Genomic DNA, 12,387 nt, shown 5'->3' with positions numbered 1-12,387 from the left:
GGCGCCCGGTTGTCAGAGGAGGGTGAGCTGTGTCGGTTCGGCGGGCGCCGGCCGCTCGGGAACGGTGATCCGGCGGGCCGCTCCGCGATCGTTCGGTCCGATGCCGAATTCCGCCGCCAGCTCGTGGACTTGGCGGGTGATCTGGCGCTGGTACCAGGTGGGCGCGTACGAGCCGCCCGCGTACATCCGCTCGTACCGCTCCACGAGGTGCGGATGGTGCTCGCCCAGCCAGGCCGTGAACCATTCGCGGGCCCCGGGCCGCAGATGGAGTACCAGGGGTGTCACGGAGGTGGCTCCGGACCGGGCGATGGCACGGACGGTGTCCCGCAGCTGCTCCGGGGCGTCGCCGAGGAAGGGGATGACGGGGGCCATCAGCACCCCGCACTCGATGCCGGCGTCGGTCAGGGTCCGTACGGCGTGCAGCCGCGCGGCGGGGGAGGGCGTGCCGGGCTCCACGGTCCGCCACAGGCCGGAGTCGGTGAAGCCGACGGAGACGGAGATTCCGACGTCGGTGACCCGGGCGGCCTCCTGGAGGAGGGGGAGGTCGCGCAGGATCAGCGTGCCCTTGGTGAGGATCGAGAAGGGGTTCGCGTGGTCGCGCAGCGCCTCGATGATCCCGGGCATCAGCCGGTAGCGGCCCTCGGCCCGCTGGTAGCAGTCGACATTGGTGCCCATGGCGATGTGCGCGCCGGTCCAGTGGCGCGCGCCGAGCTCGCGGCGCAGCAGCTCGGGGGCGTTGGTCTTCACGACGATCTGCGAGTCGAAGCCGAGGCCGGTGTCGAGGTCGAGATAGCTGTGGGTCTTGCGGGCGAAGCAGTACACGCACGCGTGGCTGCAGCCGCGGTAGGGGTTGACCGTCCATTCGAACGGCATGCGCGAGGCGCCGGGCACCCGGTTGACGATCGACCGGGCCCGGACCTCGTGGAAGGTGATCCCCCGGAACTCGGGGGTGTCGACGGTCCGGGTGACGACGGCGTCGGCGCCGAAGAGCGCGGCCGGGCCCGTGGGGCCCTCGGTCAGGTTGTCCCAGCGCATGAGCGCCTCCCTCGGTAGCTCTGGCCCGAGAATAGAACAAATGTTCCCATGATCGTGCGGGGTGGACTCTCCCTTCCCGCGGACACGCCTCCGCGTACCTCCTCCGCCGTCATGTCCGACCCGGATTTGGGCGCCCGCCCCGGAGGTGGTTGGCTTCGGCGTGACGAGCGATCACAACTGCTGGAGGAACAGCTATGGCGCAGGTCGAGGCCACCACGGAGCGGATCATCACGGCCGACGCGGAGACCGTGTTCGACGCGCTGGCGGACTACACCGGGACCCGGGGGAAGCTGCTGCCCGAACACTTCAGCGAGTACGAGGTGCGCGAGGGCGGCGACGGCGAGGGCACCCTCGTCCACTGGAAGCTCCAGGCCACCAGCAAGCGCGTACGCGACTGCCTGCTGGAGGTCAGCGAGCCCACCGACGGCCAGCTCGTGGAGAAGGACCGCAACTCCTCCATGGTCACCACCTGGATCGTCACCCCGGCCGGTGAGGGCAAGTCCAAGGCCGTCGTCACCACCGTGTGGAACGGCGCCGGCGGCATCGGCGGCTTCTTCGAGCGCACCTTCGCCCCCAAGGGCCTCGGCCGCATCTACGACACCGTGCTGGCCAACCTGGCCGCCGAAGTCGAGGCCTGAGCCCGGACGTTGCGGGGCTCCGAGCGGCTCACCGGATCGGGTGGATTTCCCGGGCCGAGGTGAGCCGCCGGAAGCGGCGTGGTCCCGGGCCGGCCACAGGCCGGACGGTTAGGCTGGGTCCCTGCGCGTGCCGCCCGCGTCGCGCGTGACCGAGCGCGTGCCACCGCCCGCGCGCGACCGACCGCCCGGGGGCCCGATGAAGATCCTCATCTCCGCCGACATGGAAGGTGCCACCGGCGTCACCTGGCCCGCGGACGTGCTGCCCGGGACCCCGCAGTGGGAACGCTGCCGGTCGATGTTCACCTCCGACGTCAACGCGGCCGTCCTCGGCTTCTACGACGGGGGCGCCGACCAGGTCCTCATCAACGAGGCCCACTGGACCATGCGCAACCTGCTGCTGGAGCGCCTCGACGCCCGCGCCGAGATGCTCACCGGCCGCCACAAGTCGCTCTCCATGGTCGAGGGCGTCCAGCACGGAGACGTCGACGGGATCGCCTTCGTCGGCTACCACACGGGAGCGGGCTCCGAAGGGGTCCTCGCCCACACCTACCTCGCCAACTCCATCACCGGCGTCTGGCTCAACGGGATCCGCGCGAGCGAGGGACTGCTCAACGCCCACGTCGTCGCCGAGTACGGAGTCCCGGTCATCCTGGTCACCGGCGACGACCTGACCTGCGTCGACGCCGCCGGATACGCCCCGGACGCGGTGACCGTCGCGGTGAAGGACCACGTCTCGCGCTACGCCGCCGTGTGCCGGACCCCCGCCCGGACCGCCGCCGACATCCGTGCCGCGGCCAAGGAGGCCACGTCCCTCGCCGCCCGGCGCGATCCCGTACCCGGCGGTCCGTACACCGTGGAGCTGGAGTTCGACGCCGAGCACCTGGCGATGGCCGCCACCGTGGTCCCGGGCGCGCAGCGGTGCGGGGAGCGCAGGATTTCGTACACCAGCGAGACGATGTACGAGGGGATCCGGACCTTCAAGGCGGTCACGACGGTCGTCTCGGCAGCCGTGGAGGAGCAGTATGGCTGACATGCCCGCAATCACCACGCAGGTTCCGGCCCAGGACCAGGACCACGCCCGGGTCGAAGCCGTGGACGAGGCCGCCCTCGACGAGGTGGTCGAGTTCACCTCGGGCCTCATCCGGATCGACACCACCAACCGGGGCGGCGGCGACTGCCGTGAGCGCCCCGCCGCCGAGTACGCCGCCGAGCGGCTCGCCGCCGCCGGACTGGAGCCGGTCCTCCTGGAGCGCACGCCCGGCCGCACCAACGTCGTGGCACGGATCGCGGGCACCGATCGCGGCGCCGAGGCACTCCTGGTCCACGGCCATCTCGACGTGGTCCCGGCGGAGGCCGCCGACTGGAGCGTGGACCCCTTCTCGGGGGAGATCCTCGACGGAGTGGTCTGGGGCCGCGGGGCGGTCGACATGAAGAACATGGACGCGATGGTGCTGGCCGTCGTACGGGCCTGGGCGCGGGCCGGGGTGAAGCCGCGCCGCGACATCGTGATCGCCTTCACCGCCGACGAGGAGGACAGCGCGGTCGACGGCTCCGGCTTCCTCGCCGACCAGCACCCGCACCTCTTCGAGGGCTGTACGGAGGGCATCAGCGAGTCCGGGGCCTTCACCGTCCACCCCGGCCCGGGACAGCCGGCCCTCTACCCGATCGCGGCCGGTGAACGCGGCACCGCCTGGCTGAAGTTGACGGCCACGGGAACAGCCGGGCACGGCTCCAAGCCGAACAGGGCCAACGCGGTGAGCCGTCTCGCCGCCGCCGTCGCCCGGATCGGCGAGTACGACTGGCCGGTCCGCCTCACCGACACCGTCGTCGCCTGCATCACCGAACTCGCCGCCCTGCAGGGCCTGTCGGTGGATCCCAGGGCCCCCGGCTTCGACCTCGACCAGGTCCTCGGCCGTCTCGGCCCGGCCGCCGTCCTGCTGGAGGCGACCGTACGCAACAGCGCCAACCCGACCATGCTCAGCGCCGGTTACAAGCTGAACGTGATTCCGGGCCAGGCCACCGCCTATGTGGACGGCCGGATGGTGCCGGGCGGCGAGGCCGAGTTCATCGCCACCCTCGACGCGCTCACCGGCCCGGACGTCCGCTGGGAGTTCCACCACCGCGAGGTGGCACTCGAAGCCCCCGTGGACGGGCGGACGTACGGGATCCTGCGGGAATCCGTCGAACGGTTCGACCCCGACGGGCACGTGGTGCCGTTCTGCATGGCGGGTGGCACCGACGCCAAACAGTTCTCCCGCCTGGGCATCACCGGCTACGGCTTCTCCCCGCTGAAGCTGCCGCCCGGCTTCGACTACTGGTCCCTCTTCCACGGCGTGGACGAGCGGGTCCCCGTCGAAGCCCTCCACTTCGGGGTCCGTGTCCTCGACCACGCGCTGCGGACTCTGTGAGGGGGACCCTGTGATGGCGGTGGTGCCGACCCGGCCCTACGGAAGCTGGCCCTCACCCATCGACGCGGAACTCGCCGCCTCGCTCGACGGGCGGCCCGAGTACGTGGGCACGGTCGGTTCCGAAGTGTGGTGGACCGAGCCCCGGCCGCAGGAGGACGGCCGCCGCGCCCTCGTCCGCCGCCCCGCTGACGGCGGACCCGCGGTCACGTCGCTGCCCGCGCCGTGGAACGTGCGCAGCAGGGTCACCGAGTACGGCGGCCACCCTTGGGCGGGCGTCGAACGGGCCGAAGGCGGGCCGCTGCTGGTCTTCGCCGATTTCGCCGACCAGCGGCTCCACGCCTACGAGCCGGACGCGCCCGGTGGCGGCGGACCGCGGCCCCTCACCCCCGTCTCCGGCGTCGGCGGCGGGCTGCGCTGGGCCGACCCGGTACTGCGCGGCGCCGAGGTCTGGTGCGTGCTGGAGGAGTTCACCGGTCCCGCGCCGACCGACGTGCGCCGGGTACTGGCCGCCGTACCGCTGGACGGATCGGCGGCGGAAGACCGGTCGGCCGTACGGGAGCTGACGGACGACCGGTACCGGTTCAGCACCGGGCCCAGGCTCTCGCCGGACGGGCGGCACGCGGCCTGGCTGGTGTGGGACCACCCGCGGATGCCCTGGGACGGCACCGAGCTGCGGCTCGCCGAGGTCACCGCGGACGGGACCCTCGCCGGGCCCCGGACCGTGCTCGGCGGCCCCGAGGAGTCCGTCGCCCAGGTCGAGTGGGCGGCCGACGGAACCCTCCTCGCGGTGAGCGACCGCGGCGGCTGGTGGAACCCGTACCGCGTGGACCCGGGGACGGGCTCGGCGGTCAACCTGTGCCCCCGGGAAGAGGAGTTCGGCGGCGCGCTGTGGAAGCCGGGCCTGCGCTGGCTCGCCCCGCTTCCCGACCGGCTCGTCGCCGTCCTGCACGGCCAGGGCGCCCCGGTGCTCGGCGTCCTGGACCCCGAGAGCGGGGACCTGGTGGACGCGGCCGGACCGTGGACGGCCTGGCAGCCGACCCTCGCCGTGAGCGGCACGCGCGTCTACGGGGTCGCCGCGAGTCCGCGCAGCCCGTACGAGGTGGTGGAGCTGGACACCGCCACCGGGCATGCCCGGGTGATCGGCGGTGGAGCCCGGACCGGGCTGGACCGGGTCGACCCGGCCTACTACCCGGAGCCACAGAGCCGGACCTTCCTCGGCCCCGACGACCGGGAGATCCACGCGCACGTCTACCCGCCGCACCACCCGGCCGTGCGCGCCCCGGCCGACGAACTGCCCCCGTACGTGGTGTGGGCGCACGGCGGCCCCACGGACCACGTGCCGCCCGTACTCGACCTGCACATCGCCTACTTCACCTCGCGCGGCATCGGCGTGGTCGAGGTGAATTACGGCGGCTCCACCGGCTACGGGCGCGCCTACCGGGAACGGCTGCGCGAGCAGTGGGGCGTGGTGGACGTGGAGGACTGTGCGGCGGTGGCCCGGGCGCTGGCCGCCGAGGGCACCGCCGACCCGGACCGGCTCGCCGTCCGCGGCGGCAGCGCGGGCGGCTGGACGGCGGCGGCCTCGCTCGCCGCGACCGACGTGTACGCCTGCGCGGCGATCATCTACCCGGTGCTGGACCTGCTGGGCTTCGCCGAGGAGACCCACGATCTGGAGTCCCGCTACATCGACAGCCTGGCCGGACCGCCGCAGACCCTCGCCGTACGGTGCCGCGAGCGCTCGCCGGTGGCCCGCGCCGACCGGATCACGGCCCCGTTCGTCCTGCTCCAGGGCCTGGACGACCCGGTCTGCCCGCCGGCCCAGGCGGAGCGGTTCCTCGCCGCCATGCGGGGGCGGTCGGTGCCGCACGCGTACGTGACGTTCGAGGGCGAGGGGCACGGCTTCCGGCGGGCGGACACGATGGTCCGCGCCCTGGAAGCCGAACTGTCGCTGTACGCACAGGTCTTCGGCATCGACCGGCCCGACATCCCCTTGCTGCGGCTGGAGTCCTAGGGACGCGGCGGTTCCGCTCGCTCAGGCCGTGTGCAGCCAGACGCGGAGCGGGCCGAGCGGGGTGAAGCCGGCGCGCACGGCGGCGGCGAGGTCGTCGCCCGCCTCGTAACCGACGACCGGCAGGCCCGGCCAGCGGGTGGCGATCGCGGTGAGGGCGCCCGCCCAGGCGGCGTCGGTGTCGGAGCCGTCGTGGGCGAAGAGGTTGGACAGGCCCACCACCGGGTCGCCTCCGCGGTTCGCGACGGCCCCCGCCACGATCCGGCCGTCGGCGCGGCCCGCCAGGAAGACGATGCCGTGGCGCAGGAGGGCCGGGTGGAACAGCCCGGTGGACCGCTCGCCGCCCCAGGCGGCCTCCCAGGCCTCCAGTTCGTCGGCGGTGGTCACCTCGGACCACTCCAGCCGGGAGCCTGAGGCCGCCGGGGCTCCGGCCGGGCGGTGGATCCACCGGGCCTCGAACAGCACCTCGAAGCCGTCCCCGGTCAGGTCCAGGTCGGCGAAGCTGTCCTTCACCGAGCAGCCGGGGCCGTCGGTGTCGATCGCGGCGACCAGCCCGGCCGCCGAGGCGCCCGGGGCGAGGGACACGGCATCGGGATAGAGCAGCGGGGTCCGGCGCGCGCTCGTCCAGGCGTCCGGCGTGAACTCGCCGGCCGCCCCGTGGCCGCGTACGACCGCGTCGCACCACTCGGCGTTGTTGCGCGCCGCCGCGAGCAGGAGTTCCCCGGGGTCCCGAATGATGATCACCGGGGGATCCTGCCACACCGCGTAGCCTGGGGCGATGAGCATGTCCCCGTACCTCCGCGAGGGCGACCGGGTGGGCCTGCGGCCCTTCCGGCTCGCCGACGGGCCCGAGTTCACCGATCGCGTGCGCGAGAGCCGGGACCTGCACCGGCCGTGGCTGTTCCCGCCCGCCACCATCGAGGAGTACGAGCCCTACGCGGCCGGGCTGATCGACGGCGAGGGCCGCGCCGGATTCCTCGTCTGCGAGCGGGGGACCGGAGCCGTTGCCGGCTTCGTCAACATCAACAACATCGTGCACGGCGCCTTCCGCTGCGGGGCCCTCGGCTACGGAGCCTTCGCGCACGCCGCCGGCCGCGGCCTGTTCCACGAGGCCCTGCGCCTGGTCCTCGCGCACGCCTTCGCCCCGGCCGGGCAGGGCCTCGGCCTGCACCGCCTGGAGGCCAACATCCAGCCCGGCAACACGGCCTCGATCGCGCTGGTCCGTGGCGCGGGCTTCCGGCTGGAGGGGCTCTCCCCGGACTTCCTCCACGTCGACGGTGCCTGGCGCGACCACGAACGCTGGGCCGTGACCGCCGGAATGCCGCTTCCGTAGGAGTCTTTCCGGCCCGGCATCGCCCAGGATGGGTCCATGCGATCCCTCGTGCTCCTCGATGCCCCGTCCAACCTCGGCCTGCGCCCGCCCGCGCCCGGCGCCGTACCCGGCGTCTACAAACTGGCCGGGGCCCTGCGCGAACAGGGCCTGCTGGCCCGGCTCGGCGCACGCGAGGGCGGGGTGGTGGTCCCGCCGCGCTACGACCGGGGCGACTGGAAGGAGGGCGACGGCGTGTTCCACGCCGACGCCCTCGCCGCGTACACCGTCACCCTTGCCGACCGCATCGAACGGCACCTGCGGGCAGGGGAGTTCCCCGTCGTGCTCGGCGGGGACTGCTCGATCCAGCTCGGCGCCTCGCTCGCCATGCGCAGACTCGGCCGCTACGGCCTGGCCGCGATCGACGGCTCCGCCGACTTCCGTCACCCCGGCAACGAGGCCGTGAACGGGCCGGTCGGCGCGGCGGGCGGGGAGGAGCTCGCCCTCGCCACCGGGCGCGGGCAGGCCGGCCTCGCCGACCTGGAGGGGCGCTCGCCGTACCTGCGGGACGAGGACGTGCGGATCTTCGGGATCCGCGACGGGGACGCGGACCTCCCCGAGCTGCGCGCGGCCGGGATCCGCACCGCCACCGTCGGGGAGATCCGCGACCGCGGCGCCGGACCGGTGGCCCGGGCGGCGCTGGACGGGCTGCACCCGCCGGCCACCGACGGCTTCTGGGTGCACCTGGACGCGGACGTGCTGGACCCGAGCGTCATGCCGGCCGTGGACGGTCCCGACCCGGGCGGCCTGCTCCCCGACGAACTCGCCGAGCTACTGGGTGTATTGGTCAGTTCCCCGCGCTGCGTCGGGATCAACGTCACGATCTACGACCCGGACCTGGATCCGGAGGGCCGTGCCGGTGCGCTGCTCGCCGACCTGGTCGCGGGTGCCTTCGCGTAGACCGTCGCGCGTGTCTTCGCCAGGCCGTCGCGTAGCCCTGTGCACGGTCTTCGCGCAGACGTCGGCGCCGGCCTTCGCGCACGCCCCGGGTACGCCTTTGCGTAATCCTGACCGGTGGTGATCCGCGGAACCCCTGTGCACCGGCCGCCGTGGCGTGTTCCATTTCCTCATGGCCACCACCGTCCGCCGCGCCGTACTGACCCTTCCCGCAGCCCCGTTGGGCTCCGACAACCCACTGCCCGCCCTGCGCGCGCCCGACGGGGTGCACGTACTGGACGAGCGTGCGCGCGACGGGCTGCCGCGCGACATGGCGCGGCAGATCGGGTACGAACCGCTGCGCTCGCTGCTGCCCGTCCGGATCCGGGACGGCTACCGGCGCGAACGCTCGGAGCGGGAGTTCGAGACGATCGTCATCGAGAACGCACACCTGCGGGTGACCGTGCTCCCGGGACTCGGCGGACGCGTCCACTCCCTCGTGCACCTGCCCACCGGACGTGAACTTCTCTACCGTAACCCGGTGTTCCAACCGGCCAACTTCGCCCTCAACGGAGCCTGGTTCTCCGGCGGCATCGAGTGGAACACCGGCGCCACCGGGCACACCACCCTCTCCTGCGAGCCGGTGCACGCCGCGCTCGTCCCGGCCCCGGACGGCGGTGTGATGGTCCGGCTGTGGGAGTGGGAGCGGCTGCGCGACCTGCCCTTCCAGGTGGACCTGTGGCTGCCGGAGGATTCGGAGTTCCTCTACGTCGGCGTGCGCGTGCGCAATCCGCACGAGCGGCCCGCGCCCGTGTACTGGTGGTCCAACATCGCCGTCCCCGAGGAAGCGGGCACCCGCGTCCTCGCCCCCGCCGACGAGGCGTGGCACTTCGGCTACGAGCGCTCGCTGCGCCGTGTCCCGGTGCCCGGGTGGGAGGGCGCGGACCGCACGTACCCGCTCCGCAGCGAGTACCCGGCCGACTTCTTCTACGAGGTCCAGGACGGGGCCCGGCCCTGGATCGCCTCCCTGGACGCCGAAGGACGGGGGCTCGCGCAGACCTCCACCGGGCGGCTCTGCGGGCGCAAGCTCTTCGTGTGGGGCGCGGGCGGCGGCGGCCGCCGCTGGCAGGAATGGCTGACCGAGCCGGGCACCGGCGGCTACGCGGAGATCCAGGCGGGGCTGGCCCGCACCCAGCTGGAGCACGTACGGCTGGAGGGCGGGGCGGAGTTCAGCTGGCTGGAGGCGTACGGGCCGCTGGCCGCGGAGCCGGCCGCGGTGCACGGGACCGACTGGGCGGAGGCCCGCGGGGCGGCCCAGGACGCGCTGGACGCCGTACTGCCCCGGGAGCGGGTGGACGCGGCCTACGAGGCGTGGCGCGGGCGCGCCGACAGCGAGCCGGGGGAGCGGCTGGCGACGGGCTCGGGGTGGGGCGCGCTGGAGGTGCTGTGCGGCGGCTTCAAACTGCCGGGCACTCCCTTCGAGGAGTCCACGCTCGGGGAGGCCCAGGAGCCGTGGCTGGAGCTGTGGCGCACGGGAGTTTTCCCGGCCCCGCGCCGGGTGGCTCCGCCGGGGCCGAGCCTGGTCGCCGCGCACTGGCGGGACATGCTGGAGACGGCCCCGGCGGAGCCGCTGACCGAGTACCACCTGGGCGTGGCGCAGTGGCATGCCGGAGACGTGGCCCAGGCGGTACGGAGCTGGGAGCGCGGGCTGGCGCTGGCGCCGTCGCGGTGGCCTCTGCTGCGCTGCCTGGCGGTGGCGGACGCGCTGGCCGGCGACCGGGCGAGGGCGGCCGACGCGTACGCGGAGGCCTTCGACGACCTGGCCGGGGAGAGCCGGGGCGGCGAGCCGTGGACGGCCGCGGAGGCCGCGCTGGGGCGAGAGGCGATGGGGGCCCTGCTGGCCGCGGGGCGCCTGCCCGAAGCCCGGCGGGTCTGGGACCGGCTGCGGCCCGCCCTGCGTGAGGGGGGCCGCTTCCGGCTGCTCGGCGCGCGGCTCCTGGCGGCGGAGGGCCATGTGGGCGCGGCCCGGCGCGTCTTCGAAGACGGCTTCGAGCTTCCGGACCTCCGGGAGGGTGAGGAAATCCTGTCCGAGGCCTGGTCGGCGCTGACCGACCGGCCGCTGCCGGCCCGCTACGACTTCCGGATGCGGCCACCGGCCGGGGCCTAGGTGCGCTGTCCCCGGGACCCCACACCTAGCGGGGTCCCGCCGGGGATTCGGGCCGGGAACGGATCTCCAGGGCGGGCTCGGGGTCGTCCGCGGAGATTTCGGGCTCCAGGCCCTCGGTGACCGCTGTCCGCCGCAGGCCGGTGTCGGCCCGCCAGGCCTCGAAGACCAGGGTCGTCGCGGTGACCACGGCGATGCCGAGCAGCCAGCCCCCGACGACGTCGCTCACCCAGTGCACGCCCAGGGCGACCCGTGTGTAGCCGACGCCCAGCACGGCCGTCACCGCGAGCGCCCAGGGCAGCGCGCGCCAGCCCCGGGGCACCAGCGGGAGCAGGACCAGGAGGAGGACGGCGCAGGAGGTGGTGGCCGTCATGGCGTGGCCGGACGGGAAGGAGAATCCGGGCGCGTGGGCGACCGGATCCGGCAGGTGCGGACGTACCCGCTCCACGGCGTTCTTGACGAGGAGTCCGATCAGTCCGCCGGCCGTCGCCGTGACGCCGGCCCAAGCCGCCAGCCGCCAGGCCCGCCGCACCATGAGCCAGATCACCAGGGCCGCCACCAGCAGGCGCATGGTCACCGGGTCCCACAGCACGCCGGTGAGGAAGTCCAGGAAGCGCACCCAGGCGGGATGTTCCAGGGCGGTGCGGTGCAGCCGCTGCGCGGTCGTCCGGTCGAGCCGGTGCAGCGGCGGCCACTCGGATTCGACGAGGACGAGGGCGAGGGCGAAGGGCACCGCCACCGTGGCCGTCGCCGTCACCGTCAGCACCAGTCTCCTGCCGAACGCGGCGTCGGGCCCGGAGTGCCGGGAGAGGAGGGCTCGGACGGTGCCGAGTCGGGTTCGGGCGGTGCGCTGTGCCATGGGGGCGCAGCCTCCCTTCAGCGGGTAGCGGTGGCGGACGGCGGGGGAGCCGGAGGATCAGACGCCCGGATCCCGCGTGACGGGTTCCTTCGTTCCGGCGCGTACGGCTTCCAACTGGGCCGCGAAGGACAGGCCGAGGAACAGGGCCAGCGAAGTGAGATAGGACCAGAGCAGCAGCGACATGACCGCGCTGAGGGGGCCGTACACGCTGGTGAAGGAGCTGCTAGCACCGACGTAGAGGCTCAGCGCCCCGGTCGCGCCGATCCACAGCACCAGGTACACGACGGCGCCGAAGGCGAGCCAGGTGTAGCCGGGCTGGTGCCGGCGCGGCGAGAGGCGGAATATCGCGCTGGTGGCCAGCACGGCCAGCAGGATGCCGACCGGCCAGCGCAGGACGTCCCAGGCCCGGGTGGTGGCCGGGCTGAAGTGGTAGACCTCGCCGATCGCGTGGGTCAGGTCGGAGCCGAGGACGGTGAGGATGAAGCTCAGCCCCAGCGGGAGCCCCGCCAGTGCCGCCATGACGAGGCCGCGGGAGTACTTGAGCAGGAAGGGCCGGTCGCGTTCGTTCCCGTAGATGCGGTTGGCGCCCCGCTCGACCTGGCACAGGCTCGTGGTGACGTTGACGAGGGAGAACAGCAGGCCCAGCCAGAGCGCGGCCTGGCCGCCGTCACCCGCGTGCCGGCGGCTCTCGCGCAGCGCCTCGTCGACCATCTCCTGGCTGGGGCCGCTGGTGATCCGGCTGATCGTGAGCTCGGCCACGCGGCCGATGCCCTCGGTGTGCAGCGCGCTGGACAGGCCTATCGCGGCGATGGCCAGCGGCACGATCGACAGGACGGTCTGGAGGGCGAGCGCGCGGGAGTGGCTGAAGCCGTCCGCGTAGCGGAAGCGCACGAAGGAGTCTCGGGCCAGACTCCAGCTCCCGTAGCGGCGCAGGGCGGCCCAGGCCTCGTCGCCGGACAGCTCCTCGCCCCGCACGTCACGTTTCTGCGGTACCCGGGTGGCGGTTCCCATTGTCTTCCTGACTGTGTGT

At 73.7% G+C, this 12,387-nt stretch carries 11 protein-coding genes; 7 read left to right on the top strand and 4 right to left on the bottom strand.

Annotated elements, in window-relative coordinates; translation table 11 throughout:
• Window positions 1–12: 12 nt before the first annotated feature.
• The gene (locus tag AB0D48_RS06385; protein WP_362391390.1) at window positions 13–1,035 is read right to left on the bottom strand and encodes an Rv2578c family radical SAM protein; all 1,023 of its coding nucleotides are present in this window, start codon (window positions 1,033–1,035) and stop codon (window positions 13–15) included.
• Window positions 1,036–1,229: 194 nt separating this feature from the next.
• On the opposite strand from AB0D48_RS06385, the gene AB0D48_RS06380 reads away from it, so the two are divergent.
• From AB0D48_RS06380 to AB0D48_RS06365, 4 genes are all read left to right on the top strand, one after another.
• Window positions 1,230–1,673, top strand: coding sequence for an SRPBCC family protein (locus AB0D48_RS06380; protein WP_362391388.1), 444 nt, complete (start codon window positions 1,230–1,232; stop codon window positions 1,671–1,673).
• 196 nt (window positions 1,674–1,869) lie between these two features.
• Window positions 1,870–2,703: a M55 family metallopeptidase gene (locus AB0D48_RS06375; RefSeq protein ID WP_362391386.1), complete on the top strand. Its 834-nt coding sequence runs from the start codon at window positions 1,870–1,872 to the stop codon at window positions 2,701–2,703.
• A 1-nt stretch (window position 2,704) separates the two neighbouring features.
• Window positions 2,705–4,081 (top strand): M20/M25/M40 family metallo-hydrolase, encoded by a 1,377-nt coding sequence (locus tag AB0D48_RS06370; protein WP_362391384.1) that lies wholly within the window; start codon window positions 2,705–2,707, stop codon window positions 4,079–4,081.
• 13 nt (window positions 4,082–4,094) lie between these two features.
• Window positions 4,095–6,092, top strand: a complete 1,998-nt coding sequence (locus tag AB0D48_RS06365) for a prolyl oligopeptidase family serine peptidase (protein WP_362391382.1) — start codon at window positions 4,095–4,097, stop codon at window positions 6,090–6,092.
• A 21-nt stretch (window positions 6,093–6,113) separates the two neighbouring features.
• On the opposite strand, the gene AB0D48_RS06360 is transcribed toward AB0D48_RS06365, so the two are convergent.
• Window positions 6,114–6,875 carry a hypothetical protein gene (locus AB0D48_RS06360; RefSeq protein WP_362391380.1) on the bottom strand — a complete coding sequence of 254 codons (762 nt, stop codon included), beginning with the start codon at window positions 6,873–6,875 and terminating at the stop codon, window positions 6,114–6,116.
• Here AB0D48_RS06360 and AB0D48_RS06355 point away from each other — a divergent pair.
• The 3 genes from AB0D48_RS06355 (at window position 6,868) to AB0D48_RS06345 (ending at window position 10,501) form a co-directional block, all read left to right on the top strand.
• On the top strand, window positions 6,868–7,422 hold the full coding sequence (locus AB0D48_RS06355) for a GNAT family protein (RefSeq protein WP_362391378.1): 555 nt from the start codon (window positions 6,868–6,870) through the stop codon (window positions 7,420–7,422). The genes AB0D48_RS06360 and AB0D48_RS06355 overlap by 8 nt on opposite strands.
• A gap of 36 nt (window positions 7,423–7,458) precedes the next feature.
• Complete coding sequence (locus tag AB0D48_RS06350; RefSeq protein ID WP_362391376.1) at window positions 7,459–8,358, top strand: arginase family protein; 900 nt, start codon at window positions 7,459–7,461, stop codon at window positions 8,356–8,358.
• Between the two features lie 169 nt (window positions 8,359–8,527).
• The gene (locus tag AB0D48_RS06345; RefSeq protein ID WP_362391374.1) at window positions 8,528–10,501 is read left to right on the top strand and encodes a DUF5107 domain-containing protein; all 1,974 of its coding nucleotides are present in this window, start codon (window positions 8,528–8,530) and stop codon (window positions 10,499–10,501) included.
• A gap of 25 nt (window positions 10,502–10,526) precedes the next feature.
• Here AB0D48_RS06345 and AB0D48_RS06340 read toward each other — a convergent pair whose 3' ends face one another.
• Together AB0D48_RS06340 and AB0D48_RS06335 are read right to left on the bottom strand one after the other, a co-directional pair.
• On the bottom strand, window positions 10,527–11,357 hold the full coding sequence (locus tag AB0D48_RS06340) for a phosphatase PAP2 family protein (RefSeq protein ID WP_362391372.1): 831 nt from the start codon (window positions 11,355–11,357) through the stop codon (window positions 10,527–10,529).
• A 57-nt stretch (window positions 11,358–11,414) separates the two neighbouring features.
• Window positions 11,415–12,368 carry a YihY/virulence factor BrkB family protein gene (locus tag AB0D48_RS06335; protein ID WP_362391370.1) on the bottom strand — a complete coding sequence of 318 codons (954 nt, stop codon included), beginning with the start codon at window positions 12,366–12,368 and terminating at the stop codon, window positions 11,415–11,417.
• Window positions 12,369–12,387: the final 19 nt, after the last annotated feature.

Origin of the sequence: Streptomyces sp. NPDC048269 (genome assembly GCF_040652395.1) — a bacterium.
Lineage (GTDB): Bacteria > Actinomycetota > Actinomycetes > Streptomycetales > Streptomycetaceae > Streptomyces.
The sequence above is the reverse complement of the archived record's forward strand: the minus strand, read 5'-3'. Positions and strand labels throughout refer to the sequence as shown.

Excerpts from the sequence above, each read along its gene's own strand:
- AB0D48_RS06385 (WP_362391390.1), bottom strand. The coding sequence starts at position 1,035 with ATGCGCTGGGACAACCTGACCGAGGGCCCCACGGGCCCGGCCGCGCTC.
- AB0D48_RS06380 (WP_362391388.1), top strand. The coding sequence starts at position 1,230 with ATGGCGCAGGTCGAGGCCACCACGGAGCGGATCATCACGGCCGACGCG.
- AB0D48_RS06375 (WP_362391386.1), top strand. The coding sequence starts at position 1,870 with ATGAAGATCCTCATCTCCGCCGACATGGAAGGTGCCACCGGCGTCACC.
- AB0D48_RS06370 (WP_362391384.1), top strand. The coding sequence starts at position 2,705 with ATGCCCGCAATCACCACGCAGGTTCCGGCCCAGGACCAGGACCACGCC.
- AB0D48_RS06365 (WP_362391382.1), top strand. The coding sequence starts at position 4,095 with ATGGCGGTGGTGCCGACCCGGCCCTACGGAAGCTGGCCCTCACCCATC.
- AB0D48_RS06355 (WP_362391378.1), top strand. The coding sequence starts at position 6,868 with ATGAGCATGTCCCCGTACCTCCGCGAGGGCGACCGGGTGGGCCTGCGG.
- AB0D48_RS06360 (WP_362391380.1), bottom strand. The coding sequence starts at position 6,875 with ATGCTCATCGCCCCAGGCTACGCGGTGTGGCAGGATCCCCCGGTGATC.
- AB0D48_RS06350 (WP_362391376.1), top strand. The coding sequence starts at position 7,459 with ATGCGATCCCTCGTGCTCCTCGATGCCCCGTCCAACCTCGGCCTGCGC.
- AB0D48_RS06345 (WP_362391374.1), top strand. The coding sequence starts at position 8,528 with ATGGCCACCACCGTCCGCCGCGCCGTACTGACCCTTCCCGCAGCCCCG.
- AB0D48_RS06340 (WP_362391372.1), bottom strand. The coding sequence starts at position 11,357 with ATGGCACAGCGCACCGCCCGAACCCGACTCGGCACCGTCCGAGCCCTC.
- AB0D48_RS06335 (WP_362391370.1), bottom strand. The coding sequence starts at position 12,368 with ATGGGAACCGCCACCCGGGTACCGCAGAAACGTGACGTGCGGGGCGAG.